A 23,744-nucleotide genomic window follows, 5' to 3' on the forward strand; every position below is an offset into this window, starting at 1 on the left:
ATGAAGATTCGCTCACAAATCGGCATGGTTCTGAACCTGGACAAATGTATCGGTTGCCACACGTGCTCGATCACCTGCAAGAACGTCTGGACCAGCCGCGAAGGCATGGAATACGCCTGGTTCAACAACGTTGAATCGAAACCCGGCATCGGCTATCCCAAAGAATGGGAAAACCAGGACAAATGGAAGGGCGGCTGGATTCGTAACGCCAACGGCACGATCAACCCGCGCATCGGCGGTAAATTCCGTGTGTTGGCGAATATTTTCGCCAACCCGGACCTGCCGAGCCTCGACGACTACTACGAACCTTTCGACTTCGATTACCAGCACCTGCACACAGCACCTCTGGGCGAGCACCAGCCGACGGCACGTCCCCGTTCGCTGATCTCCGGCAAACGCATGGAGAAAATCGAGTGGGGCCCGAACTGGGAGGAAATTCTCGGTACCGAATTCGCCAAGCGCCGCAAGGACAAGAACTTCGACAAGATTCAGGCGGACATTTACGGCGAGTACGAAAACACTTTCATGATGTATTTGCCGCGCCTGTGCGAGCACTGCCTCAACCCTACGTGCGCGGCGTCCTGCCCGAGCGGGGCGATCTACAAGCGTGAGGAAGACGGGATTGTCCTGATTGACCAGGAGAAATGCCGCGGCTGGCGGATGTGCATCAGTGGCTGCCCGTACAAGAAGATCTATTTCAACTGGAAAAGCGGCAAGTCCGAGAAGTGCATCTTCTGCTACCCGCGTATCGAAGCCGGGATGCCAACGGTCTGTGCCGAAACCTGCGTCGGGCGTATCCGTTACCTCGGTGTGCTGCTGTATGACGCCGACCGCATCAGCGAAGTGGCGAGCACCGCCAATGAGCAGGATCTGTACGAGAAACAACTGGAGATCTTCCTCGATCCGAACGATCCGGCGGTAATCCGTCAGGCCTTGGCCGATGGTGTGCCGCAGTCGGTGATCGATTCCGCCCAACGTTCGCCGGTCTATAAAATGGCCGTGGACTGGAAACTTGCGCTGCCGCTGCACCCGGAATATCGCACCCTGCCGATGGTCTGGTACGTACCGCCGCTGTCACCGATCCAGAACGCGGCGACCGCCGGAACCGTCGGTATGAACGGGGTGATCCCGGATGTCGACAGCCTGCGCATTCCGCTGCGTTACCTGGCCAACCTGCTGACCGCTGGCGATGAAAGGCCAGTCAAACGTGCGCTCAAACGCTTGCTGGCGATGCGTGCCTACAAACGTTCCGAGCAAGTCGATGGCGTTCAGGACCTGCAAGTGCTGGCGGATGTCGGCTTGAGCGTGACTCAAGTAGAAGAGATGTATCGCTACCTGGCGATCGCCAACTACGAAGACCGTTTCGTGGTGCCCAGCGCACACCGTGAAGACGCGATGAGTGACGCCTTTGCCGAACGCTCCGGTTGCGGCTTCAGTTTCGGCAGCGGCTGTAGCGGCAGCTCCGACACCAACATGTTCGGCGCCAAGAAAGCCAACCGCCGCGACATTCTGAAAACCGTCCAGTTGTGGGAGGAATGAGCATGCAAATTCTCAAAGTGATTTCGCTGCTGCTCGACTACCCGACCGAGATATTGATTGGCGGTCGCGACGAACTGGAGCAGGCGATTATCCAGTCACGAGAAATCAGCCCCAAGCAGCGTGGTGCGTTGTTCGAGCTGTTGGAGCTGATCTGCGCCAATGACCTAATGGACGGACAAGAGCACTACGGTGCGCTGTTCGGTCGGGGTCGCTCACTGTCGCTGCTGTTATTCGAACATGTGCACGGTGAATCCCGCGACCGCGGTCAGGCGATGGTCGACATGATGGCGCAGTACGAAGCCGCCGGCTTTGCCATCGGCGTCAAAGAGCTGCCGGATTATATCCCGTTGTATCTGGAGTTCCTTTCCACCCGCGAAGACATCGAGGCCCGCGAGGGCCTGGCGGATGTTTCGCACTTGCTGGCCTTGCTCGCGGCGCGCCTGGAGGAGCGTGAGAGCGCGTATGCCAGTTGTTTCCGGGCACTGCTGCAAATTGCCGGAGCCGAGCCCCATCAGGCGGTCGCCGACCTGCGGGCGCAGGTCGCCGCGGAACCTCGCGATGACTCCCTCGAAGCCCTCGACAAGATCTGGGAAGAGGAGGCCGTGGACTTTCTTCAGGCCGAACAGCAGGACCGTTGCAGTTCGCTGCCAAGCGCACCGGGCAAGGCCCGGGAGGAAAGCGCGGTGCCGTTGCACTGGGTGGATTTTCAGCATGAAGGGCTGGCCGCCGTGCCGGCCGGGGAGGTGGGTAATGTCTAAATGGAATCTGTTGTTGTTTGGGATCTATCCCTATGTCGCCCTGGCGATTTGCCTGATTGGCAGTTGGGCACGCTTCGATCTGTCGCAGTACACCTGGAAGGCGGGCTCCAGTCAGATGCTCAATCAGCGCGGCATGCGCATGGCGAGCAACTTCTTCCATATCGGTGTGTTGTTCGTGTTGGCCGGGCATTTCGTCGGCCTGCTGACCCCAGCGTCGGTTTATCACCATGTGATCAGCACTGAAAACAAGCAGTTACTGGCGATGGTCTCCGGTGGGCTTTTCGGCCTGTTGTGCCTGGTCGGTCTACTGATGCTGGTCAATCGGCGACTGAGCGATCCACGGGTTCGCGCCACCTCCAGTGTTTCGGACATCTTGATTCTGCTGGTGCTGTTGGCGCAATTGCTGCTCGGTCTGCTGACAATCGTCGCGTCCACCGAACACATGGACGGCTCGGTGATGGTGATGCTCGCCGATTGGGCGCAGAACACCGTGCTGTTGCGTCCGATGGAAGCGGCAGCGTCCATTGCGCCGGTCGGCTTGACCTACAAACTGCATGTGTTTCTCGGTTTGACCCTGTTTGTGTTGTTCCCCTTCACCCGTCTCGTACACATGGTCAGTGCACCGATCTGGTACCTGGGACGCCGTTATCAAATCGTTCGGCAGAAAATCTGAGGAGACAATCATGTCAGGTGGATGTGGATGTGGTGGCGGTAAAGGGGGCAGCGGTGGCTGCGGTTCTTCCAAGCAAGCGGAACCCGATGTTGTCGACATCGCGCCGGCCGGGGCGCTGCAGTTTGAAGCACTCCCGGTTGAACCGGCTGCCAATGACGCCCCGGCGCAGTTGATCGCCAGTAGCGAACAGGAGTGGCCGATCATCAGCGTCAACGAGGTGTCGATCACCCCGGAAGCGATGGCTCAGGAGCTGCAATATCATCCGGCCGAGAGCCGTGAGGAGGCGGTCTATCTGGCCGCCAGGGCGTTGGTGATCCGCGAATTGTTGCAGCAGCGCATTGCCGAGCTCGGCGTGTCGCTGGAGGTCGGTGCCGGTGAGAACGAAGAAGAAGCGGCCACGCGCTTGTTGCTCGAACGTGAGGTGCAGGTGCCTCAGTGCGACGAGCAGACCAGCCTTCGTTACTACGAAAACAATCGCGGGCGCTTTCACAGCGCGCCGTTGCTGGCGGTGCGGCACATCCTGCTTGAGTGTGCGCCGGACGATGCCGAGGCCCGCGCCCTTGCGCATGTCCAGGCCGAAATCCTGCTGCAGCGGCTGACGGATTTCCCCGGCAGTTTCGCCGAGCTGGCAGTGAAATATTCGGCTTGTCCGTCGAAGGCTCAAGGCGGTTCCCTGGGGCAGATCAGCAAGGGCCAGACTGTGCCGGAACTCGAGCGTCAGCTGTTCACCCTGGCACCGGGGCTGGCCAGTAAACCACTGGAAAGTCGCTACGGTTGGCATGTGGTCAGTGTCGATCAGCGGATCGAAGGCATGCCATTGCCCTATGAGGTGGTGTCAACGGCAATCCGCACGCAGTTGCAGCAAGGCGTTTGGCAAAAAGCCTTGGTGCAATACCTGCAAACCCTGATCGGTGCCGCCGATATCCGCGGCATCCATTTGCAGGGCGCCGACTCACCGCTGGTGCAGTAACCACTTGGCCAACCGGGAGATGTGATGAACGCTGTAATGCAGGATGGCTTTGGACGGCAGATTGACTATCTGCGGATGTCGGTGACAGACCGTTGTGATTTTCGCTGTGTGTATTGCATGGCGAAAAACATGACGTTCCTGCCGCGTCAGCAGGTCCTGACGCTGGAAGAACTACAGCGCCTGGCAACCCTGTTCGTCGGTTTGGGCGTGCGCAAGATCCGCCTGACCGGTGGCGAGCCGCTGATCCGTCCCGGCATTGTTGGACTGTGCCGCAACATCGCCGCCTTGCCCGGTTTGCGCGAGCTGGTGATGACCAGCAACGGCTCGCAACTGGGCCGTTTGGCGCGGCCGCTGGCGGAGGCGGGGGTCAAGCGGATGAACATCAGCCTCGATAGCCTGGACGGGCAGAAATTTCGCGCAATCACTCGCAACGGCGATCTCGATCAGGTGCTCAACGGCATTGAAGCGGCGCGGAGCGCGGGGTTCGAACGAATCAAACTCAACTGCGTAGTGATGAAGGGGCGCAACTTCGATGAAGTCCTGGGGTTGGTGCAATACGCCATCGATCAACACATCGATATCAGTTTCATCGAAGAAATGCCCTTGGGCGACGTCGGCCGTTCGCGAGGCGAGTCGTTTTGTTCCAGCGACGAAGTCCGAGCGCTGATCGCCAGCCGTCATCGCTTGCTCGACAGCACCGAAAACAGCGGCGGACCGGCGCGCTACGTGCGCCTGGAGCGCCATCCCGATACCCGGATCGGTTTCATTTCACCCAATAGTCACAACTTCTGTGGCAGCTGCAACCGGGTGCGGATGACCGTTGAAGGGCGGTTGTTGCTTTGTCTGGGGCAGGACGACGCGCTGGATTTGCGTGGTTTGCTGCGGCGTTATCCGCTGGATGATCAACCGCTGATCGACGCGGTGCAAAAAGCCTTGCGCGGCAAGCCATTGCGCCACGATTTCAATCCCGGAGGGGAGGTGCAGATTGTGCGTTTCATGAATATGAGTGGTGGTTGATCCATCGTTTTTTCGGCCGCCGAGGGCGGCCTTTTTTTGCCGGCGATTCTTGATGTCGATCAATTGCAGAGCAGCACTTTGTCCGTACCATCCACTGCATGTTGTGTTTTGTTTTATTTGAATATCTATATGTTGTGTCTGGAGGCCGAATGCAGAGCACGCTGATCTCAGTAGGATGTAACCGCTTGCACAAACGCGATGGCAATCTGGTTGCCTTCGATGCCGACAAAATCCGTCGGGCGTTGATCGCCGCTGGCAAGGCAACCGGGGAATACACCGAGGTTGAAGTCGAAGGCTTGCTCCAGGCCGTACTGGCCCGGCTGGAAGGATTGCCAAGGCTGCACGTCGAGCAAATCCAGGATCGTGTTGAACGCGTGTTGATGGACGCCGGTTTTTTCCTCGCCATGCGCGCCTATATCGTCTACCGCGAACAGCACGGGCGTTTGCGTCGCGACCGCCGGACCATGGTCGAAGTGGCGACCTCGATGAACGAATACCTGAACCGTGAAGATTGGCGGGTTCAAGCCAACGCCAACCAGGGCTACTCCTTGGGCGGGTTGGTGCTGAACGTGTCGGGCAAGGTCACGGCCAACTACTGGCTGGATGAGGTGTACAGCGAAGCCATCGGTCAGGCTCACCGCGAGGCGGATTTGCATGTGCACGACCTGGACATGCTCGCCGGTTATTGCGCTGGCTGGTCGCTGCGTACCCTGTTGCATGAGGGCCTCAATGGTGTGCCCGGGCGTGTTGAAGCCGGTCCGCCGAAGCACTTGAGCAGTGCCCTGGGGCAGATGGTGAACTTCCTCGGCACCCTGCAAAACGAATGGGCCGGCGCCCAGGCATTCAGCTCGTTCGATACCTACCTGGCGCCCTATGTGCGCAAGGACCGGCTGAGTTTTCACGAGGTGCGCCAGGCGATTCAGGAGTTCATCTATAACCTCAACGTTCCCTCTCGCTGGGGCACGCAGACGCCTTTCACCAACCTGACCTTTGACTGGGTTTGCCCGGAGGATTTGCGTGAGCAGATACCCGTCATCGGCGGTGAGGAAATGCCGTTTGCCTATGGCGACTTGCAGGTCGAAATGGATCTGCTCAACCGCGCCTACATCGAGGTGATGCAGGCCGGCGATGCGAAAGGGCGGGTGTTCACCTTTCCGATACCGACCTACAACATCACCCACGACTTTCCATGGGGCAGTGAAAACGCCGACCGCCTGTTCGAGATGACCGCGCGTTACGGCCTGCCGTATTTCCAGAATTTCCTCAACTCGGATCTGCAGCCCAATCAGGTGCGCTCGATGTGCTGCCGGTTGCAGCTGGATGTCCGCGAGTTGCTCAAGCGTGGTGGCGGCTTGTTCGGCTCGGCGGAGCAGACGGGATCGCTGGGGGTCGTGACGATCAACTGTGCGCGTCTGGGCTATGTGTTCAAGGGCGATACCAGCGGTTTGCTGAAGCGTCTGGACACGCTGATGGAACTGGCGATGGAGAGCCTGGAGGTCAAGCGAAAAGTTATTCAACACCATATGGATGCCGGTTTGTATCCCTACACCAGGCGTTACCTGGGCACCTTGCGCAACCATTTTTCCACCATCGGCCTCAACGGCCTGCATGAAATGCTGCGCAATTTCACGGGCGACGAGGAGGGCATGCACACCGCGCATGGCCGGCAGTTTGCCCTGAATATGCTCGATCATGTGCGCGCTACGTTACTGCGTTTCCAGGAGGAAACCGGCCATCTCTACAACCTCGAAGCGACACCAGCAGAAGGCACCACCTATCGCTTCGCCAAGGAAGACCTCAAGCGCTACCCCGACATTCTCCAGGCGGGCAACCCGCAGGCACCGTATTACACCAACTCCTCGCAACTGCCGGTGGGCTACACCGACGACCCTTTCGAAGCCCTGGAACTGCAAGACGAACTGCAATGCAAATACACCGGTGGCACGGTCTTGCATCTGTACATGGCCGAGCGGATTTCCTCGACCGAGGCCTGCAAGCAACTGGTGCGCAAAGCCCTTGGACGCTTCCGCCTGCCGTACCTGACCGTGACCCCGACGTTCTCTATCTGCCCGGTGCACGGCTACCTCGATGGCGAGCATGAATTCTGCCCCAAATGCGACGAGGCACTGCTGCTGCAAGAACAGAAGACCGGCACCGTTCATTGATTTCGATCCACTCAACCGCAAGGAGCTTCACCATGACTGCATCGCAAACACTGCCCCAGGCTCAACGTCAACGCTGCGAAGTCTGGACTCGGGTGATGGGCTATCACCGGCCGGTATCGGCGTTCAATCCAGGCAAACAGTCCGAGCACCGCGAGCGGGTGCACTTCACTGAAAGCGCAGCGCTGGTCGGGCGCCAATGAGTCGAACGCTTCGGGTTGGGGGCATGGTGCCCCTGACCACTATCGACTATCCGGGACAGCTCGCCTGCGTGTTGTTTTGCCAGGGTTGCGCCTGGCGCTGCCGCTACTGTCATAACCCGCAGTTGATCCCGCCTCGTGGCACTGACGAAGTGGATTGGCGTCGGGTGCTGGCGTTTCTGCAACGTCGTCAGGACCTGCTCGATGCCGTGGTGTTCAGCGGTGGCGAGCCGACTTTGCAAGACGGCTTGCTCGGCGCCATGGACGAGGTGCGGGAGATGGGGTTTCGCATCGGTTTGCACAGTGCCGGCATCAAACCGACCGCGTTTGCCAAGGCACTGAAAGGTGCCGATTGGGTCGGCTTCGATGTCAAGGCGTTGCCTGAAGATTGCCAGGCCATCACCCGGGTCGAAGGGAGTGGAGCGGCTAACTGGCGCAGCCTTGAGCATCTGTTGGCCAGCGGTGTCGACTACGAATGTCGCACCACCGTGCATTGGCATCTGTTCAAACCGGAACGTCTATTGATCCTGGCGCAGCGCTTGAATGAGCTGGGGGTCAAACGCTTCGCCGTGCAACTGGTTCGCACCGAGAGGATGTTCGATCTGCTGTTGCCGAGCGTTTCGGCACAAGCCTTGCTGCCAGAGTTGTGGGAGGCCATGCGCGAGTTGTTCCCAGTCTTCGTGCTACGGGGGTAACGGGGGGGTGGGAGAATTCAAGCCCAGCCCCAGAACTGCAACCACCAGCCATGCCCGATCAGGCCGTTGGCGAGTAACAGGCAAACGCCCCCCGACACGCGCCGAGCCAGGGAAATACCTTCGTGTTTCAGCCGCTTCCAACCCAGTAGCAGGCTCCACCCCATGGCGGCCAATAACAGACAGGCCCTGGCAGGTTGTACCCACTCCAGCAGCAGACCTTCATAACGCAGTAATTTGACGGTGGTGGCCGACAGCCCGAGAAACAGTCCGGCACCACCTAGAGGCGTGAGTGTCAGCGCCAGAGGCCAATACAGTGCGCGATCTCGCGCCAGTCGGGCCGTCAGTCGCAGGAGTAGCATCAGCGCTGTGCCGAGCACGATCGAACTCAAACTCAAGTAAACGACGATGCTGAAGCCGTCGAGCCAACTGAAGCTGTCGTTGAGTTGCGGGTAATGGGTGAGCAACCACCACGGGGCATTGTCCTGCAGGGCCCAGAGCTGGTTGTGTTCGACCAGCCATTGGGCGAGGTGTTGTTTGAGGGCGACGAACCATGGGCTGACCGTCCACTGAAACGCGCCCATGGCCAGGCCGATTACGCCGAACAGCAGCAAACGTGCGTCCCAGGGGGAGAGCGTACGAGCCGTTGCGTGAAGAATCTCCTGATTGCTGGAACGGGCGATCAGTTGAACTGCGCCGCGTTGCCCGCTGCAGCGTCCGCAGGCATGGCAGTCACTGGCGCCTTGCAGGCGACGGATATCGAGCAAGGGCGCGCAGTTGGGCGGTGGCTGGCGGGGCGCGGCATTTTCCATCCAGCGTTGCTCATTCACCTGAAAATGCACGGGGGCCAGCCGTGCGAGCAGGGCGAAGACTCCGCTGACCGGGCACAGGTAACGGCACCAGACCCGCTTGCCCCGAGCGAACAGTAGCCCGACGACGACCGCCGCCACGGTGGAGCCGCCAAGAATCAACAACGCCGCCTGGGCGTAGTCATAAACGCTGATCAACTGACCGTAGAGGGTCGTCAGGCAGAACGCCAAGGTTGGCCAGCCACCCCAGCGTAACCAGCGCGGCACACCCAGGCCTTTACCGTAATGGCTGGCCCATTCGCTGAGTGAACCTTCCGGGCACAGTACGCCACACCAGAGTCGGCCGAACAACACCATCGACAGCAGCACGAACGGCCACCAGATACCCCAGAATAAAAACTGCGCCAGCAAGGTCAGGTTGTCGAGCATCCGCGCCTGGCTGTCCGGTAGTGGCAACATCGCCGGTATCACCAACAGCAGCGCATAGAAAAGTACAACGGCCCACTGCACCGCGCGAATGACGGGCGCATGACGACGCATCCCGTCACCCAGGCGCTGGAGCCATCGATTGCGGCGGCTCAGGTCGGGCATGGGAGGTTTTCCGCAGTCCGTTGCCGTAGCCAGCCGCCGACGGCCAGCCAGTAACCGATCCACACCAGCAAGGTCATCCCGCTGGGGGTCGCGCGATAACCGGCAAAACCGGCAAGAAAGCTACCCAATCCATGGCTGTCGCTCAACACTGCGCCGCTGTCCCAAAGGGCTTCACCAACGCTGCTATAAACCCTCTCCGGCAAATCCAGTGCGAGCAGTTGGCCGCCGATTCGCTCGGTGCCGCTGACCAGCAACGCCGCGCCGAGCATGAGCAAAATAACTTCGCTGATTGCAAAAAAGCGGCGCCACGAAATGAACCGGCGACTGCTGTGTAGCAGAGCAATGGTTAGCGCCGACAGCACCAGTCCCAATACGCCGCCGACCGCAAACAAACCGAGTTGCGGGCCTCGCAACCGAGCACCGGCACCATAGAGAAAGACCACGGTTTCGCTGCCTTCGCGGCTGACGGCGAGCATGGCCAGCAGCAACAGCCCCAGGCCTCCTCGCTTGGCCAGGTGGCTATCGGCGTGTCGTCGCAAGTCATGCTTGAGCGAGCGCCCGTTGCGATGCATCCAGCCGACCATTTGCACCATCAGCAGGCTGGCAATCAGCGCCAACGCGGCCTGGAACCATTCACTGGCTGAGCCGCTCATGGCCTCGCCGGCAAACAGAATCAGCACCGCGAGCAGGCCCGAGAGCATCAACCCCAGCATCACACCGGCCCACAGGAATTTGACCAGGCGATTACCTCGGCCTTGCTGGCTGGCCCAAGCCTGGAGAATGCCGATTACCAGCAGCGCCTCGACGCTTTCGCGCCAGATGATGAACATTGATTGATTCATGGGAACTCCGTGCACGCGCAGGTTATTTCGCGAGGATGCCGCCCTCGGGCAGTTGCGGATTGAACTCGTCGAAAAAGGGGTAGTGGCCGGGCCTGAGCGAGTGAATCACGACGAAGGTGGTCACGCCCGGCGACAGTACTTTTTCAACCCGCAACGGTGTGCTCTCGAACTCGGCCGGCCCCTGACCGCTGTTTTTCAGGACGATTTTGAAGCGCTGTCCGGCCGGGACCTCGAGCAAGGCAGGGGTGAAGTGGCCATCGCGCAGGATCAGTTCGTAGCTCGGCAACTCCGCATGGGCCGTCAACGGCGCAACTGCTGCGGCCACCATCAGGCAGGCAAGAGGCAGGCGCTTCATTCAATAGCCACCTTTTTTACCGATGCCGGCGTAGACGAACTCGTAGTGCAGTTCGCAGCGTTCGAACCAGGGCGCTACACCGGTTTCCTTATCGATATGGCGCCCGAGGGAACCGTGGCCGCTGGGTGGCGTGACAGTGAAGGTCAGCCGGTATTTACCCGGCCCCAGCAGCTTCACATTGTCGCCATAGTGCGGGCCGTCATTGGCGACCATGGCATGGAAGTCGCCCTTGATTTCGTCCGGGTTGCCCGCTCTGCTCAAGTTGAACGAGACATTGAGGTAAGGCACGAAACTGCCTTCCTGAAAGCCCTGTCGATTGTCCGCAGTGGCCCGAATGTCGGCTTCCAGGTGAACATCGGAATCGGCAGTGGCCCGCATCATGCCCGCCGGTGCCATCTCGATCGGTTGCAAATATACGGCTCCGACTTCAAGTCCCGGACACAGCTGTGGTTCCCCGATCGGGTATTCCTTTGCTTGAGCCAGCGGTACGAGCAAGAGCAGGGCGAGTGAGAGGTGGGTACGCATAATGTCTTCCTGAGCACTGACGAGTAGGAACCCGAGTCTAGGAAGCTTTGCTGCGAACAATAATGATTGTTATCAAGTTTCGAGCAATTAAACCGACGCCTCGTCACGCTCGTGAAATTGCTGAGCACAGTCGCTTGATGTCGATTCTTGATATCCATCAAGGATTGCTTTGCACAAAGGCAGTAGGTTGGAAAAACGCCTATCAATGATCGGAGATCGGCATGGCCAAGAACTTCCCCATCAACCCCAAACACCCTGAGCGGATCTGTTGGGGATGCGATCGGTATTGTCCGGCCAAGTCCCTGGCGTGCGGCAATGGCTCCGACCGTACGATGCATCCGGCAGAGCTGTTCGGAGAGGATTGGTGCGCGCCTCGCGAGTGGGGCCTGGAGAAACTCATCACAACAGACAAGGCGCCGGATGAAGGGGTCTAGCGCACGCCCACCGGGAAGTGATCGCCGAACATGGGATGGCCGCCGGCGGAGCTTTCGCGCGTTGCCTCGTCCTGGATGACGTCCCAATGTTCGACCATCACGCCGTCCTCGAGGCGGAGGATGTCGACCACGACCCAGTTCGTCGGCTGGCCGAGGCCAGAGAACTGGTCTTGCGATTGAACAGGGTTTCGAAGCCTTCGAGAACGATTGCCTTGTTCTCGGCGGGTGTGTGTGCGGTCATAGTCTTGATCCTGCTGGCAATGTGAGGGGCAGGCGACCGCTGGGGCCGCCCGGCCGGTCAGCCCAAAGTTGGCCCGGCTGCGATCATGTCGTTGAACTGATTGACCCACGCATGTTCGTTCGGGCCGGGGTTGGCACGCATAGCCTCGGCTGGAGAGACGAGGATTTCGTCCACGCCGCTCTCGAACTGCGTCATCGCTTCAGTAATGAACTGGCCGAGAGGAATAGCGCGCTCTTCCTCGCTGCTATCGAGCAGCTCGGTGCGTACCCAGGGCGGCGCGATTTCGACCAGTTGGATGCCATGTCCCCGCAGCAGGTAGCGCTGCGACAACGTGTAGGAATGGAGTGCTGCCTTGGTCGCCGAATAGACCGCCGTCACTGCCATCGGCACGAAGCCGAGAACGGAGGAGACGTTGACGATCACCGCATCAGGCCGTGCCTTCAGATGCTCGACCAGCGCCGAGGTCATGCGAATCGGGCCGAGCAGGTTAGTGGTGACGGTCGACAGCGCGAGCGCATCGTCCACTGGCCTGTCTGCGTGATCCAGCATCATGATGCCGGCATTATTGATCAGCACATTCACGTCCGGATAATTGGCGATGAGCGTCTGCGCTGCCGCCTGGATGCTGCCCGGATCGGTAATGTCGAGCTCAATGGCGGCCATGCCAGGGTTGGCGTCGAGCGTCTCCTGCAGCCGCTCCTTGCGCCGGCCAGAGATGATCACCTTATTGCCGAGCGTGTGGAAGGCTTCGGCCAAGCCGCGGCCAATGCCGGAGCCGCCGCCGGTGATGAAGATAGTATTGCCGGTCATACGCATGACACTTCTCCTCGATTGATGAAGTCAGGGCGTCCAGCGCGCCGCTCGGCTGAAAAGGTCGACCGATGCGTCGTGCAGGATGACGGCACTAAATTGGCAGGTGCGGGGGGATCAGAGTAGCCACTCTGGCTTGCTATCTTCTATGTATGGGATGCATAGGTATTGCCGCGATGTGTTCCGAGCGCGTCGCAGCCCTCGCCAAGAAGGCTGGATACAAGATGCTCGATCAAGGCACGGCCGGCACTCCGGGTACGCGAGCCATGGGGGAAGTAGGCATGGACAGGTACGGATTCGGTCTCCCAATCGGTGAGCAGTGTGACGAGTTCACCACTTTCAAGCTCACGCCGGCACGCCCAGGCCGTTGTCGACGTGATCCCCAACCCAGCGGCTGCGGCTGCGACAGCCCCCTCATTTTCGTCGGTCGAGAAGTGAGCCTCGAGCTGAATTGTCCTGGTCTCTCCATTGCGTGTGAACATCCAGCCGCTCGGGACAGTCGAGGCTGGACCTGCAATGATTCGATGTGCTTGCAGGTCTTCCGGTGTAGTCGGCTCTCCAGCGGCGCGCAAGTAGGAGGGGGAGGCGAGAATGAACCTGGAGATTGTCATGATCTGACGGCTTGTTGCACTGGAGTCCAATAGCCGCCCCAGCCTTATCGCAACATCGATATTTTCGCGGACCAGATCTTGCCAGTGATCAGCGAGCAGAACCTGGATATGCAGGTTGGGATGTATTGCCGCGAACGGAGCTATACGCGGAATGATTTCCCTTACGCCGATGCTCGTTGGCATGCTGATCCGGACGACGCCACGCAGCTCTCCTCCTGCGCGAACGCTCTGCTCAGCTTCTTCCACCGCCGCAAGGATGGGCTCCATGCGCGACAGGAAATCCGCCCCCGCCTCAGTGGGTACCACTGCGCGTGTCGATCTCGCCAAAAGCAGGGTGCCAAGATCGGCTTCGAGTTCGGCAACAATCCTGGAGACCTGGGATTGAGAAAGACCCATTTCGCGTGCCGCGGCCGAAAAACTGCCCAGTCGCGCCACCCTTGTGAAAAGCCTGTAGGTGAAAAGGTCCTTCATATAGGCACCTCTTTGGAAACGAAATAGGTGTCCATGGGCAACTGAGGGCAGCTATGGCCCCCAGTTGCCGGCGGTGCAGGGTATCAGGCCGCTTCAGTGTAGAAAGGATAGTCCGTGTAACCCACCTCCGTGCCACCGAAGAAAGCCTCGCGGTCGTACGGGTTCAGCGGCCAGCCGTTGCGCAGGCGCTCTGGCAAGTCAGGGTTGGCAATGAAGTGGCGGCCAAAAGCGACCAGGTCGGCATCGCCGGCCTCAAGGATTGCCTTGGCCGACTCACCGGAAAAGCCGCCCGCTGCGATAAGGGTGCCCTTGTAGTGCTTGCGCAGGAGCTGGGATGCCACCGGATTCTGGTCCCGGCGCTCGTCCTCGGCGACACCTAAGATGCGCGGCTCGATCAGATGCAGATAGGCGAGGTCCAGCTTGTCCAGCTCGCCCGCGACATAGGTGAACAGGCCAACGGGGTCGCTGTCGGACATATCGCCGAAATTGCCGCTCGGCCCCAGACGCACCGCCACCCGATTGCTGCCCCAGACGGAGATCACAGCCTCTACCGCTTCCAGCAGGAACCGGCTGCGGTTCTCGAACGAGCCACCGTAGATATCTGTACGTTTGTTGCTGCCGTCCTGCAGGAATTGATCGAACAGGTAGCCGTTGGCCGAGTGCAGCTCCACGCCGTCGAAGCCGGCAGCGATACCGCGTTCGGCCGCGGCGCGGAAGCTTTCTACCAGCTCGCGGATTTCAGCGATGGTCAGTTCGCGCGGTGGGCTGCCGGGGGTCCAGCCGGTCTCGGTGAAGGCGAGGCCGCCGTGGTCCACGACGGACGGGGCCACTGGCTGGGCGCCGTCCGGCTGCAGCAGGCTATTGGACTGGCGCCCCGCATGATAGAGCTGCAGAAAGATTTTGCCACCCTTGGCATGGACGGCGTCGGTCACGAGCTTCCAGCCGGCAATCTGGCTGTCGTCATACAGACCGGGAGCACCGAGGTATCCATTACCATTGGGTGCGGCGATAGTGGCTTCGCCGATCAGCAGCCCACCCGCGGTGGTACGCTGGGCGTAGTACTCGGCCATCAGCTGGCCGGGAATGGCGCCCGGTTCGGCGCGCATGCGGGTAAGCGGCGCTAAAACGACGCGATGGGAAATTTGGTATGGACCTACTTGGATGCTCGTATGCAGTTTGGACATGACATCGATACCTATCAGTGGTGGGATGGGCGCAATGTAGGCGTAAAATGCGTGGAGAAAAATATCCCGCGATGCCGAACATTTCGGATGGTTTTTCCGTAATCCCGCCTTGTGGGTGGGGCACTACTGGGGCAAGCAGGAAAAGTGATGGAAAGCCTGAGTGGCATTTCAATGTTCGTGCAAGTTGCCGAAACGCGCAGCTTTACTGAGGCCGGCCGGCAGATGGGGGTGTCGTCCTCGACCGTGGGCAAAACCATCGCGCGGATGGAAGAGCGCTTGCGTGTACGGCTGTTTCATCGCAGCACACGCAGTATCACGCTGACTGCCGAGGGGACCCTGTTCCTTGAGCGATGCCGCCGCATCCTCAGCGAGGTCACCGCTGCCGAGTCCGAGCTGTCAGGCCTGGCTGGCAGTCCACGTGGGCGGCTTCGCGTGGGCACTCCTCTATTGGGCGACCTGATGATGCCGGCCTTTGACGGGTTCATGGAGCGGTATCCGGAAGTCGAACTGGATATCGATTTTTGCGACCGCATGGTCGATGTGATCGAGGAGGGGTTCGACGCGGTGATTCGGACCGGCGAGCAAACCGATTCTCGCTTGGCCGCGCGCCGCTTGGGTTCCTGCGCACATGTGCTGGTGGCGTCGCCCACGTATCTCAAGCGGCATGGTGTACCCACTTATCCGCGTGAACTGGAACGCCATTTCTGCCTGCAACACAAGTTTCCCGCAACGGGAAAACTGGAGCGTTGGCCGCTGCGGCTCGAAGCCGCCGAGGCTGAACTGGTGCTGCCCGACACGATGATATCGAACACGATCGAGCCTCTTGCCTATGCCGCAATCCAGGGCAGGGGCATTGCCTTTCTGCCTACCTTCCTGGTGCGCGAAGCGCTGGAAGGCGGCCAGCTGGTCACAGTGCTGGACGACTACATGGACCGCCAGGTCGTCTTCTGGATGCTGTGGCCGGCCAGCCGTTATGCCTCGCCCAAGTTGCGCGTTTTCATTGACTACATGAGTGCGCACTTGCGCATCTGATTGCTCACGCCTGCAGCGTCAGGCGCACGCCTTCGCGGTTGGATTTCTCGATAGCCTCGATCAATTCGTGCATACACAAGGCGTCTGCGAAGGTGGGAGCCTGGTGCGTGCCATCGCGCACATCCTGCGCGTAGGCGGCATACAGGTTGGCTATTTCCTGCTGGCTGTTGTCCAGGTTGTTCTCCGGCAACCAGTTGTAGCGCGGCGGCACATTGAGCAGCCGCATGGGCTGAGCATCTCCCTGGGCTGCCTCGATGGTATAGAACTCGCTGCCGAAGGCGGTGGTGTTACAGATCTTGATATCGCCCTTGGTGCCGGTCAGATCCAGTTGAATGCCGTAGTTGTTGCGTTTTCCCGCCTCGATATGGGCCGTCAGCACCGCGCCGTTGGAGAAGGTACCGTTGAGCACGACCTGGTCGGCCGTCGTATGTTTCAGGACCTCGCCCGTCTCGATCAGCGTCACTTCCGGGAACTGGTTGACGGTAAGCGCGCTAATGCTGTCTGGATGGCCCAGCATGGTGAACACCGCATCGAAATAGTGGCCGCCATAGATGGAGAGCAGACTGGAGAAATTCTCTGGCGGGATGGTGAAGTGCAGGGCGGCCAGGCGTTCCCGCTGGAAGTATTCGACGCTGATGTGCAGCCGCACCGAGCGCAGTTCCCCGATATACCCGTTCTTCAACAGGTCGCGCACGTAGCGATATTCCGGGTTCAGGCGGCGCTGCAATCCGGCGATATGCCGAACGCCGGCTTTTTCCGCAAGCTCCATCAGTTCCTGCGACACGGCCTTGCTGGGTGTCAGCGGCCATTCGCAGTACAGATCCTTGCCGGCTGCGATGGCTGCCCGCACGGTGATCTCGTGCTGCGGCGCCGTGTTAAGCACTACCACCAGGTCCACTTCCGGATGGTTCACCAGAGCTTCCACGGAATCGAGCGCAAAGCGGATGCCGTGGTGCTGCGCCAGTTGGGCAGCTTTGGTTGGGTCGCGACTGTGGACTGCCGTCAGCTCGTAGTCGGGAAGCAGCTTGAGGGCAGGCAAGTGGCCGTACTCGGCCCAATTACCGACGCCAATGAGACCCACTCGAATTTTAGATGGCATGGTCATGGAAAGCTCCTGAGCTTAGTTTGAAGGGTAAGGTTGCGGTACTGATCGGCGGCCGCAGGCATAGGCCAGGGTCAAGGCCGCCGCCGCGCAGAGGGCGCTGACAAAGCCAAGGTTGGCTGTGGAAAATCTGATGGACCCAGTGTAGGAAGAGAAGCTGTCGGGAAAAATACGCTAGAGATCCGAACATTTCGGACGTTGGTGTCCGGAATGCTCCGCGATAGGTCGATTTTCCAAGGTCAACGGCGATGACCAGAAGTTGCTCGTCAACGTGTGGCTCTCGTAGTAGCCCGCCTCACTCGCATAGATTTACGCAACAATTCGAATTCAGGGTGGGCTTGGAAATGTTCTTCTATTTTTCCGGCGTGAAATAGCTCTTTTCAATAGCGTCATATTTGGCATGGACTCAGTTGCCAAGGCTATGCGCGGAGAAAGGGGCGATTGTGGTTTTCAAACCGATGCTATTGGGGGGATTTTTCAAGCAACTGGAAATGCTGTTCTACTCGATCAGAGCGCACAACAATGTCTCCGGGAGAGGCCGGTTGTTTCGATTGCAGGATCTCTCCTGTTTTAAGAAACAAACCGGCCATACGCAGTTCCGATGCAAAACGTTAGACAGTCACCACGATCTTTCCTATCTGTTGGTTAGTTTCAAGAAAGCGGTGCGCCTCTTGAATGTTATCAAGTGTAAAGGTCTTGGCAATGATTGGCCGAAGCGCGCCCGATTCAAGTCCATTCAGGATGAACGCTTTGGCCCGCGACAAGGTAGCCTGGTCGGAAACAATTTCAGAATAGAGGTAGCCCTTGAGGGTCAGGCTTTTACCCAATACGGTGAACAATGGGAATGGTGTGGGCTCCGGGCTCAACGCACCATACTCAAGCAGGATACCGCCCTTGGCCATACTTTGGGTGAGAGGTACGAAGGATGGGCCGCCTACGGGATCGAAAACGACACGGGCACCCAATCCGCCGGTCAGCGCCATTATCGCTTCAACAATATCCTCTTCCTCGCTGACAACGACATGTGCAGCACCTGCATCCAGCAACGCCTGTTTCTTTGCCCGGGTGCGGGTAATGGCGACTGCGGTGGCGCCAACCATTCTGGCAATTTGAAAGGCAGCCAATCCGACGCTGCTTGAAGCAGCGGTAACCAGAACAAAATCACCCTTTTGGAGTTTTGCCTGCTCGACCAATGCGCCCCACGCTGTAACGTACTGCATCCAAGAGGCCGCGGCCTGTTCAAAAGACAGGTTTTTGGGATGTTTAACAGTGAGATTGGCGGGAACGTTCGCCAATTCGCCATAAGTGCCCCAGCGTGCAATGTCTAGCGCCGGAATTACGCTGACAATATCGCCAGCCTTGAAATCAGTGACGCCGGTACCGACCGCAACGACAACGCCGGCGGCTTCATACCCCAGACGGCTTGGAAACTCCGCCTCTTGCAGGTAGGCATTGTTGCGGAACATTACTTCCGCCCGGTTCAATCCTATGGCTTTTACTTCAATTTGCACCTCGTCCGATTCTGGGGCAGGCACATCGACTGCTTCTAGCTTCAAAACGCTTGCGTCACCATACTCGTGGATTCTGACAATGCGGGCCATCGTTACCTCTGTTGTAATCAAGGGGCCGGGGTGTATGCCGACCTGATTTGAGTGAAAGCTGGAACCCGGGCAGTGGTTGGGTTTGTGGGCGTGCCGCAGTACTTGGACTCACGCAAACATTGGCTGCCGAGTGGGGGAAATATCACGTCAACGTTAACGCTATTTGTCCTGGATTTTTCATGACTATAGACCGACTCGAATTTTAGATGGCACTGTCATGTAAAGCTCCTGAGCTTAGTTTGAAGGGTAGGGTTGCGGTGCTGGTCGGCGGCCGCAGGCATAGGCCAAGGTCAAGGCCGCCGCCGCGCAGAGGGCGCTGACAAAGCCAAGGTTGGCCAATGAGCTGTAGCCTAAAGTCAGGGAGCCGAGACCCGCACCCAGTGAGAAACCGAGGTACATGAAGGAGGCATTGAGCGACAACGCCACCGGCGCGGTCGCAACGCCCGCCACACCGACCAGGGTGGTTTGCTGGGCAGGATAAAAAGCCCAGTGCGCCACGCCCCAGGCGGCGATGGCGAGGACAATCGGCACGATTGCGATCTGCTTGCCGAAAAAGTGCGCCGCCAGTGACAGGACGATGAAGACCGTAGTGGAGGTCGCCAACGCCGGCAGGATCACTGCGCGCGGACCTTTGCGGTCTACCGCCGGGCCGCTGATGGCCAGGCCGATTGCCGCCGAAACGCCCCAGCCAAACAGCACGAAACCTATCGCCGGACCATTGATGAGGGTGGTGGCTTCCAAAAGCGGAGCGAGGTAGGTGTAAGTGGTGTAACTGGCCATCGCCCACAACGTGGTGATCAGCAGCGTCAGCAATACCGCTGGCTGAGCCGCGGTTGAAACGCGCTGGCGCAGGCTGGCAGTGGCAAGGCCGGCCCCTATCCCGTGTGGAAGTCCCATTATCAAACCGGCGACTGCCAATGTGGATAAGATCGCGACGCTGCCAAACGTGGCACGCCAGCCCATTGCCGCACCCAGCACGGTGCCCGCTGGCACACCGAGGGCGATGGCGAGCGACAGGCCGCCATTGACGATGGCGATGGCCCGGCCACGCTGCTCGGGTGGCACGACCACGCTGGCCAGTGCATTCGCACCGGGTACATAAACCGCCGCCGCTAGAGCGAGTACCACTCGCGCGGCCATCAACGACCAGTAACCACTGGCCGCAACGGCCAGCAGATTGGCAGCCGCAAATAACGCCATGGCGCCGATCAACAGCCTGCGCCGATTCAGATGCCCTGTCAGCGCGGCCAGCACCGGAGAGCCCAGTGCATAGGCAAGTGCAAATACGGTCACCAATTGGCCAGCCAAGCCGACGCTAACGTCAAGATCCTTCGCCATGCCGGGAAGTAGGCCAGCAATCATGAAGCTTTCGGTACCGACGGCAAAAGTGCCTACGGCCAGCCAATACAGCGGCCGTTTGCCCTTGATGAATTGGGTTGAGTCCATGGTATTCCAGCTGCGGAAAAGTTGATGGACTTAGTGTAGGAATAGAAATGGTCGAGAAAAATGCGCTAGAGGTCCGAACATTTCGGACATCGATGTCCGCAATCGAGCATTTCGGCGCGTTGAGCGAACCAGCAGGTCTGTGCCTGCTCCGCTCGGGCCGGTGAAGGGGGGCCTGTTGTAGTAGCAGCGGTAGAAGGCAGTGCGGCGTTACCCGACGCGCCAGCCTGTCATTTTCTGGCATCCAGTACGACGCGGTAGCGCGCCTTGCCACTGCGTAGGTGATCGATGGCTTCGTTGACCCGGCTCATGGGAAAGTGCTCAACCTGCGGCAGGATCTGATGACGTACGCAGAATTCCAGCATGGTCGCCGTGGTACTGGGCGAACCCACCGGCGAGGCGGACAAAGTCTTCTGTTGGGGGAGCAGGTCGAACACGTGCACTGGAATCGCGCCGGGCACTGCGCCAACAAAATGCAGGCGGCCCTTGCCGCGCAGGGTTCCGAGCATGGCTGGCCAGTCGAGGTCGGCGTTGGCGGTGACCAGGAGAAAATCCAGGGTGCCGGCAATGGACTTCAGCGCGTTGCTGTCGGTCGAGGCAATTACTTTGTGCGCGCCCAGGCGCCTGGCTTCGTCCTGCTTGCTCAACGACGAGGTAAAGGCCGTGACTTCGCAGCCCCAGGCGTTGAGGAAGCGTAGTGCCAGATGACCGAGCCCGCCGATTCCCACCACACCGACCCGGTCAGTGGGCTTGACGTCGAATTCCACAAGCGGGTTGAACACCGTCGAGCCGGCGCAGAACAGGGGGCTGGCCATGGCCGGGTCGAGTCCATCCGGTATCGGAAGAGCCCAGGCCCAGTGCGAACGCAGGCGGTCGGCGAAGCCTCCGTTGCTGCCGACGATGGTGGGTTGGACTGTGCCGCACAGGTGGTGGGAGCCTCCGATACACGAGGAGCAATGCATGCAACTGCCCTTGTACCAACCAATGCCCACCCGTTGTCCCACTTCGAGACCGCGTACCTGTGCGCCCACTCGCACGATACTGCCGACCACCTCGTGGCCGGGGATAAAGGGATAGTGGCTAATGCCCCAGTCGTTATCGATCAGCGACTGGTCGGAGTGACAGACACCGCAATACTCCACGGCGACTTCTACCTCCTCTTCCCCCAATGGACCGGGATCGTAGCTATAGCGCTCCAGTGGAGCGCCGGCCGCCGTAGCGGCCCAGCCGGTGAAAGTCGTGAGTTCGGTACTGTCGCTCATTGGGCACCTCCAGAACAGGAGACAAGGGCTATGGCAGCTCAGGCGCTGCGACGGAACCAGAAAAGTGTAGCGTGCTTTTGCGCTTTGTTTATTCGGCACTTCTCTCATGATGGCTGGAGACGAATTGCCGAAAACGCTCGGTGGGCAAACCTTCGAATAGTTCTGCTGGCGTGCCCTGCACATCGATCAGGCCGCCATGCATGAACACCACCCGATTTGACACGTGCCGGGCAAAGCCCATCTCGTGCGTGACCACAAGCATGGTGCGACCTTCTTCGGCCAGAGAACGCATCACGCGCAACACCTCTCCAACGAGTTCAGGGTCAAGTGCCGAGGTCGGTTCGTCGAACAACATGACTTGTGGGTTCATCGCCAGCGCGCGGGCTATCGCTACGCGTTGCTGCTGGCCACCGGACAGGTGCGCTGGGTAATAGTCGCGGCGATCGTACAGGCCGACCTTGTGCAGCAAGGCCTCTGCTTCCTCGATACATTCGGCACGGGAGCGTTTGAGAACCCGCATCGGGCCCTCAATGATGTTTTGCAGAACAGTCATGTGCGACCAGAGGTTGAAGCTCTGGAACACCATCCCCAGGCAACTGCGCATGCGCTCGACCTGGCGGCTGTTGCTCGGTATCTGGCGGCCGTCGGCATGCTGCTTCATTTCGATCACTTCACCATTGACGCTGATGATGCCTTGATCGGGCGTTTCCAAGAGGTTGATGCAACGCAGGAAGGTACTTTTACCTGATCCACTGGCACCGAGGATTGAGATCACGTCGCCCTTGTGGGCTTCCAGGGAAATGCCCCTGAGGACATGTGCGCTGCCGAAGGACTTCTGAATGTTAGTTACCGACAAGGCTGAAGCGGGCTGAGTGCTCATGGCATGCTCCGTATCAAATCAGGAATGGGTAGTCAGCGAGGGGCTGGCTTTTTTGATGGTGTCAACTGGCCGCTCACGCAAGTGCGGCGAGAGGCGATGCTCGAGCCAGGCGACAGCACGGACGACAAGGAAATTCAGCACCAGATAGATCAAGGCCGCGCAAATGAACACTTCCATCGTGCGATAGGTCCGCTGGATGATCTGTTGCGCGACGCCAGTGACGTCCCAAACAGTCACCAGGCTCGCCAGCGCCGTGGACTTGACCAGCAAAATGGCTTCGGTGGAGTAGGCCGGCAGGGCCTGGCGCAGGGTGACTGGAGCAATGATCCGGCATAGCAGGTCCCAGGGCGACATGCCTACGGCCTTGCCCGCCTCGATCTGCCCCTGTGGCACGCTAAGCAGCCCACCGCGAATAATTTCGGCGGTGTAACCGGCAGTACACAAGGCCAGTGAAACCACCGCGCAGCCATAGGGCGATTTGAGCAGTACCCAGGCGAAGCTTTCGCGAATGGCCGGGAACTGGCCCAACCCGTAGTAAATCAGGAACATTTGAATCAGCAGCGGCGTACCGCGAAACAACATGATGTAGAACCGCGCCGGATAGCTGAAAAACCACCAGCGGCTGACCCGCAGGCTGACAATGCCGACAGACAGGGTCAGGCCGATCACCAATGAGCTGAAAAACAGCGTCAGCGTGGTGGGCAGTGCGGCCAGAAGCTTGAGCATGGTGTCCGCGAGAAACGGAAAATCGATCATAAGTGTCGCTCCCGACTCGAACTAGACTGGGCTGCGCTGCCGCGTGCGACGCACGCGAGCTTCAGCCATGTGGAAAAGCCGACCGGACAGGCCAGTGAGAATGAGGTACACAGCGCCCCCGATGATATAGAACGTGAAATATTGACGAGTGGATCCGGCCGCGACCTGACTGGCACGCATCAATTCCACCAAACCAATGACTGAAATCAGCGCGGAGTCTTTCAGGCTCATTTGCCAGACATTGCCCAGTCCGGGTAGCGCGAATCGCAGCACCTGGGGGACCAGAATCCGTTTGAAGCGCATCGCACGGGTCATGCCGATGGCCAGCCCGGCTTCCAGTTCGCCCCGTGATACCGCGAGAAAAGCGCCCCGGTAGACTTCAGCCTGATAGGAGCCGGAAATCAGCCCGACCGCCAACGCGCCGACCAGAAAAGGCGGCACGTCGATATAGCCTTCACCGCCGAACCAGTGGCCAACCGCTGTTACCACACTGGCTCCGCCAAAGTAGAACAGGTAGATCACCAGCAACTCGGGGATCCCCCTGAACAGTATCGAATACAGATCCCCCAGCCAGCGCAAACTGCGCTGACGGGATAGCTTGGCAGCAGCGACCAGGCTGCCAAATACCGCCCCCACCAGCAGGGCTGCCAGGGTCAATATCACGGTCATGCCCGCTGCCTTGAGCAGCGCCATTCCCCAGCCTGAGTCACCAAAACTGAGTAGCTGCAAGAGGTTCATAGAGGGTCCCACTTATGAGAAGGTTTAAGCAGCCCGGCAACCTTCA

At 59.5% G+C, this 23,744-nt stretch carries 26 protein-coding genes and 1 pseudogene; 12 read left to right on the top strand and 15 right to left on the bottom strand.

Annotated elements, in window-relative coordinates:
* The 8 genes from narH to AC1RPZ_RS11095 all read left to right on the top strand — a co-directional run bounded on the left by narH (position 1) and on the right by AC1RPZ_RS11095 (position 8,014).
* The gene (gene narH / locus AC1RPZ_RS11060; RefSeq protein WP_493137061.1) at positions 1–1,539 is read left to right on the top strand and encodes a nitrate reductase subunit beta; all 1,539 of its coding nucleotides are present in this window, start codon (positions 1–3) and stop codon (positions 1,537–1,539) included.
* Between the two features lie 2 nt (positions 1,540–1,541).
* Positions 1,542–2,297, top strand: a complete 756-nt coding sequence (narJ, locus tag AC1RPZ_RS11065) for a nitrate reductase molybdenum cofactor assembly chaperone (RefSeq protein ID WP_493137062.1) — start codon at positions 1,542–1,544, stop codon at positions 2,295–2,297.
* Entirely contained in the window at positions 2,290–2,970 is a 681-nt protein-coding gene (gene narI / locus AC1RPZ_RS11070) for a respiratory nitrate reductase subunit gamma (RefSeq protein WP_493137063.1), read from the top strand. Before narJ ends, narI begins: the two co-directional genes overlap by 8 nt.
* 10 nt (positions 2,971–2,980) lie before the next feature.
* Complete coding sequence (locus AC1RPZ_RS11075) at positions 2,981–3,940, top strand: peptidylprolyl isomerase (RefSeq protein ID WP_493137064.1); 960 nt, start codon at positions 2,981–2,983, stop codon at positions 3,938–3,940.
* 24 nt (positions 3,941–3,964) lie between these two features.
* Positions 3,965–4,957: a GTP 3',8-cyclase MoaA gene (moaA, locus tag AC1RPZ_RS11080; RefSeq protein WP_493137065.1), complete on the top strand. Its 993-nt coding sequence runs from the start codon at positions 3,965–3,967 to the stop codon at positions 4,955–4,957.
* Between the two features lie 149 nt (positions 4,958–5,106).
* Positions 5,107–7,122, top strand: a complete 2,016-nt coding sequence (locus AC1RPZ_RS11085) for a ribonucleoside triphosphate reductase (protein ID WP_493137066.1) — start codon at positions 5,107–5,109, stop codon at positions 7,120–7,122.
* A 32-nt stretch (positions 7,123–7,154) separates the two neighbouring features.
* Positions 7,155–7,322, top strand: a complete 168-nt coding sequence (gene nrdD, locus AC1RPZ_RS11090) for an anaerobic ribonucleoside-triphosphate reductase (RefSeq protein WP_493137067.1) — start codon at positions 7,155–7,157, stop codon at positions 7,320–7,322.
* Positions 7,319–8,014, top strand: a complete 696-nt coding sequence (locus tag AC1RPZ_RS11095) for an anaerobic ribonucleoside-triphosphate reductase activating protein (protein ID WP_493137068.1) — start codon at positions 7,319–7,321, stop codon at positions 8,012–8,014. Before nrdD ends, AC1RPZ_RS11095 begins: the two co-directional genes overlap by 4 nt.
* Positions 8,015–8,031: 17 nt before the next feature.
* Here AC1RPZ_RS11095 and AC1RPZ_RS11100 read toward each other — a convergent pair whose 3' ends face one another.
* Genes AC1RPZ_RS11100 through AC1RPZ_RS11115 form a run of 4 tightly spaced genes read right to left on the bottom strand, consistent with a single transcriptional unit; the run spans position 8,032 to position 11,133 of the window.
* A complete protein-coding gene (locus tag AC1RPZ_RS11100; RefSeq protein ID WP_493137069.1) occupies positions 8,032–9,411 on the bottom strand; it encodes a 4Fe-4S binding protein in 1,380 nt (459 codons plus the stop codon).
* Positions 9,399–10,253, bottom strand: a complete 855-nt coding sequence (locus tag AC1RPZ_RS11105) for an FTR1 family iron permease (protein ID WP_493137070.1) — start codon at positions 10,251–10,253, stop codon at positions 9,399–9,401. The genes AC1RPZ_RS11100 and AC1RPZ_RS11105 overlap by 13 nt, the downstream gene beginning before the upstream one ends.
* Before the next feature lie 22 nt (positions 10,254–10,275).
* Positions 10,276–10,608 carry a cupredoxin domain-containing protein gene (locus tag AC1RPZ_RS11110; protein WP_493137071.1) on the bottom strand — a complete coding sequence of 111 codons (333 nt, stop codon included), beginning with the start codon at positions 10,606–10,608 and terminating at the stop codon, positions 10,276–10,278.
* A complete protein-coding gene (locus AC1RPZ_RS11115; RefSeq protein ID WP_493137072.1) occupies positions 10,609–11,133 on the bottom strand; it encodes an iron transporter in 525 nt (174 codons plus the stop codon). It abuts the gene before it with no gap.
* Between the two features lie 221 nt (positions 11,134–11,354).
* Here AC1RPZ_RS11115 and AC1RPZ_RS11120 point away from each other — a divergent pair, with 221 nt between their 5' ends.
* Complete coding sequence (locus AC1RPZ_RS11120; protein ID WP_493137073.1) at positions 11,355–11,567, top strand: DUF3079 domain-containing protein; 213 nt, start codon at positions 11,355–11,357, stop codon at positions 11,565–11,567.
* Here the strand turns inward: AC1RPZ_RS11120 and AC1RPZ_RS11125 are convergent.
* From AC1RPZ_RS11125 to AC1RPZ_RS11140, 4 genes are all read right to left on the bottom strand, one after another.
* A complete protein-coding gene (locus AC1RPZ_RS11125; protein ID WP_493137074.1) occupies positions 11,564–11,698 on the bottom strand; it encodes a hypothetical protein in 135 nt (44 codons plus the stop codon). The genes AC1RPZ_RS11120 and AC1RPZ_RS11125 overlap by 4 nt on opposite strands.
* A gap of 167 nt (positions 11,699–11,865) precedes the next feature.
* A complete protein-coding gene (locus tag AC1RPZ_RS11130; protein WP_493137075.1) occupies positions 11,866–12,624 on the bottom strand; it encodes an SDR family oxidoreductase in 759 nt (252 codons plus the stop codon).
* Between the two features lie 140 nt (positions 12,625–12,764).
* Positions 12,765–13,700 (bottom strand): LysR family transcriptional regulator, encoded by a 936-nt coding sequence (locus AC1RPZ_RS11135; RefSeq protein WP_493137076.1) that lies wholly within the window; start codon positions 13,698–13,700, stop codon positions 12,765–12,767.
* Between the two features lie 83 nt (positions 13,701–13,783).
* Positions 13,784–14,884, bottom strand: coding sequence for an alkene reductase (locus AC1RPZ_RS11140; protein WP_493137077.1), 1,101 nt, complete (start codon positions 14,882–14,884; stop codon positions 13,784–13,786).
* A gap of 147 nt (positions 14,885–15,031) precedes the next feature.
* Here AC1RPZ_RS11140 and AC1RPZ_RS11145 point away from each other — a divergent pair, with 147 nt between their 5' ends.
* Positions 15,032–15,916 carry a LysR family transcriptional regulator gene (locus AC1RPZ_RS11145; protein ID WP_493137078.1) on the top strand — a complete coding sequence of 295 codons (885 nt, stop codon included), beginning with the start codon at positions 15,032–15,034 and terminating at the stop codon, positions 15,914–15,916.
* Between the two features lie 4 nt (positions 15,917–15,920).
* On the opposite strand, the gene AC1RPZ_RS11150 is transcribed toward AC1RPZ_RS11145, so the two are convergent.
* Complete coding sequence (locus AC1RPZ_RS11150) at positions 15,921–17,021, bottom strand: Gfo/Idh/MocA family protein (protein WP_493137079.1); 1,101 nt, start codon at positions 17,019–17,021, stop codon at positions 15,921–15,923.
* A 380-nt stretch (positions 17,022–17,401) separates the two neighbouring features.
* Between AC1RPZ_RS11150 and AC1RPZ_RS11155 the strand changes: the two are divergent.
* A pseudogene (locus AC1RPZ_RS11155) lies at positions 17,402–17,514 on the top strand (2-hydroxychromene-2-carboxylate isomerase); the annotation flags it as partial.
* 115 nt (positions 17,515–17,629) lie between these two features.
* Here AC1RPZ_RS11155 and AC1RPZ_RS11160 read toward each other — a convergent pair.
* Positions 17,630–18,619, bottom strand: a complete 990-nt coding sequence (locus tag AC1RPZ_RS11160; RefSeq protein WP_493137080.1) for a zinc-dependent alcohol dehydrogenase family protein — start codon at positions 18,617–18,619, stop codon at positions 17,630–17,632.
* A 47-nt stretch (positions 18,620–18,666) separates the two neighbouring features.
* On the opposite strand from AC1RPZ_RS11160, the gene AC1RPZ_RS11165 reads away from it, so the two are divergent.
* Complete coding sequence (locus AC1RPZ_RS11165; protein WP_493137081.1) at positions 18,667–18,825, top strand: SDR family oxidoreductase; 159 nt, start codon at positions 18,667–18,669, stop codon at positions 18,823–18,825.
* Between the two features lie 28 nt (positions 18,826–18,853).
* Here AC1RPZ_RS11165 and AC1RPZ_RS11170 read toward each other — a convergent pair whose 3' ends face one another.
* The 5 genes from AC1RPZ_RS11170 to AC1RPZ_RS11190 all read right to left on the bottom strand — a co-directional run bounded on the left by AC1RPZ_RS11170 (position 18,854) and on the right by AC1RPZ_RS11190 (position 23,698).
* Positions 18,854–20,065 carry an MFS transporter gene (locus tag AC1RPZ_RS11170; protein WP_493137082.1) on the bottom strand — a complete coding sequence of 404 codons (1,212 nt, stop codon included), beginning with the start codon at positions 20,063–20,065 and terminating at the stop codon, positions 18,854–18,856.
* A 227-nt stretch (positions 20,066–20,292) separates the two neighbouring features.
* The gene (gene ahr, locus AC1RPZ_RS11175; protein WP_493137083.1) at positions 20,293–21,324 is read right to left on the bottom strand and encodes an NADPH-dependent aldehyde reductase Ahr; all 1,032 of its coding nucleotides are present in this window, start codon (positions 21,322–21,324) and stop codon (positions 20,293–20,295) included.
* Between the two features lie 88 nt (positions 21,325–21,412).
* Complete coding sequence (locus AC1RPZ_RS11180; RefSeq protein WP_493137084.1) at positions 21,413–22,204, bottom strand: ABC transporter ATP-binding protein; 792 nt, start codon at positions 22,202–22,204, stop codon at positions 21,413–21,415.
* A gap of 18 nt (positions 22,205–22,222) precedes the next feature.
* Entirely contained in the window at positions 22,223–22,960 is a 738-nt protein-coding gene (locus AC1RPZ_RS11185; protein ID WP_493137085.1) for an ABC transporter permease, read from the bottom strand.
* A 21-nt stretch (positions 22,961–22,981) separates the two neighbouring features.
* Positions 22,982–23,698: an ABC transporter permease gene (locus AC1RPZ_RS11190; protein WP_493137086.1), complete on the bottom strand. Its 717-nt coding sequence runs from the start codon at positions 23,696–23,698 to the stop codon at positions 22,982–22,984.
* Positions 23,699–23,744 lie beyond the last annotated feature (46 nt).

The sequence above is a fragment of the Pseudomonas sp. GW822-FHT02D10 genome (assembly GCF_058802345.1).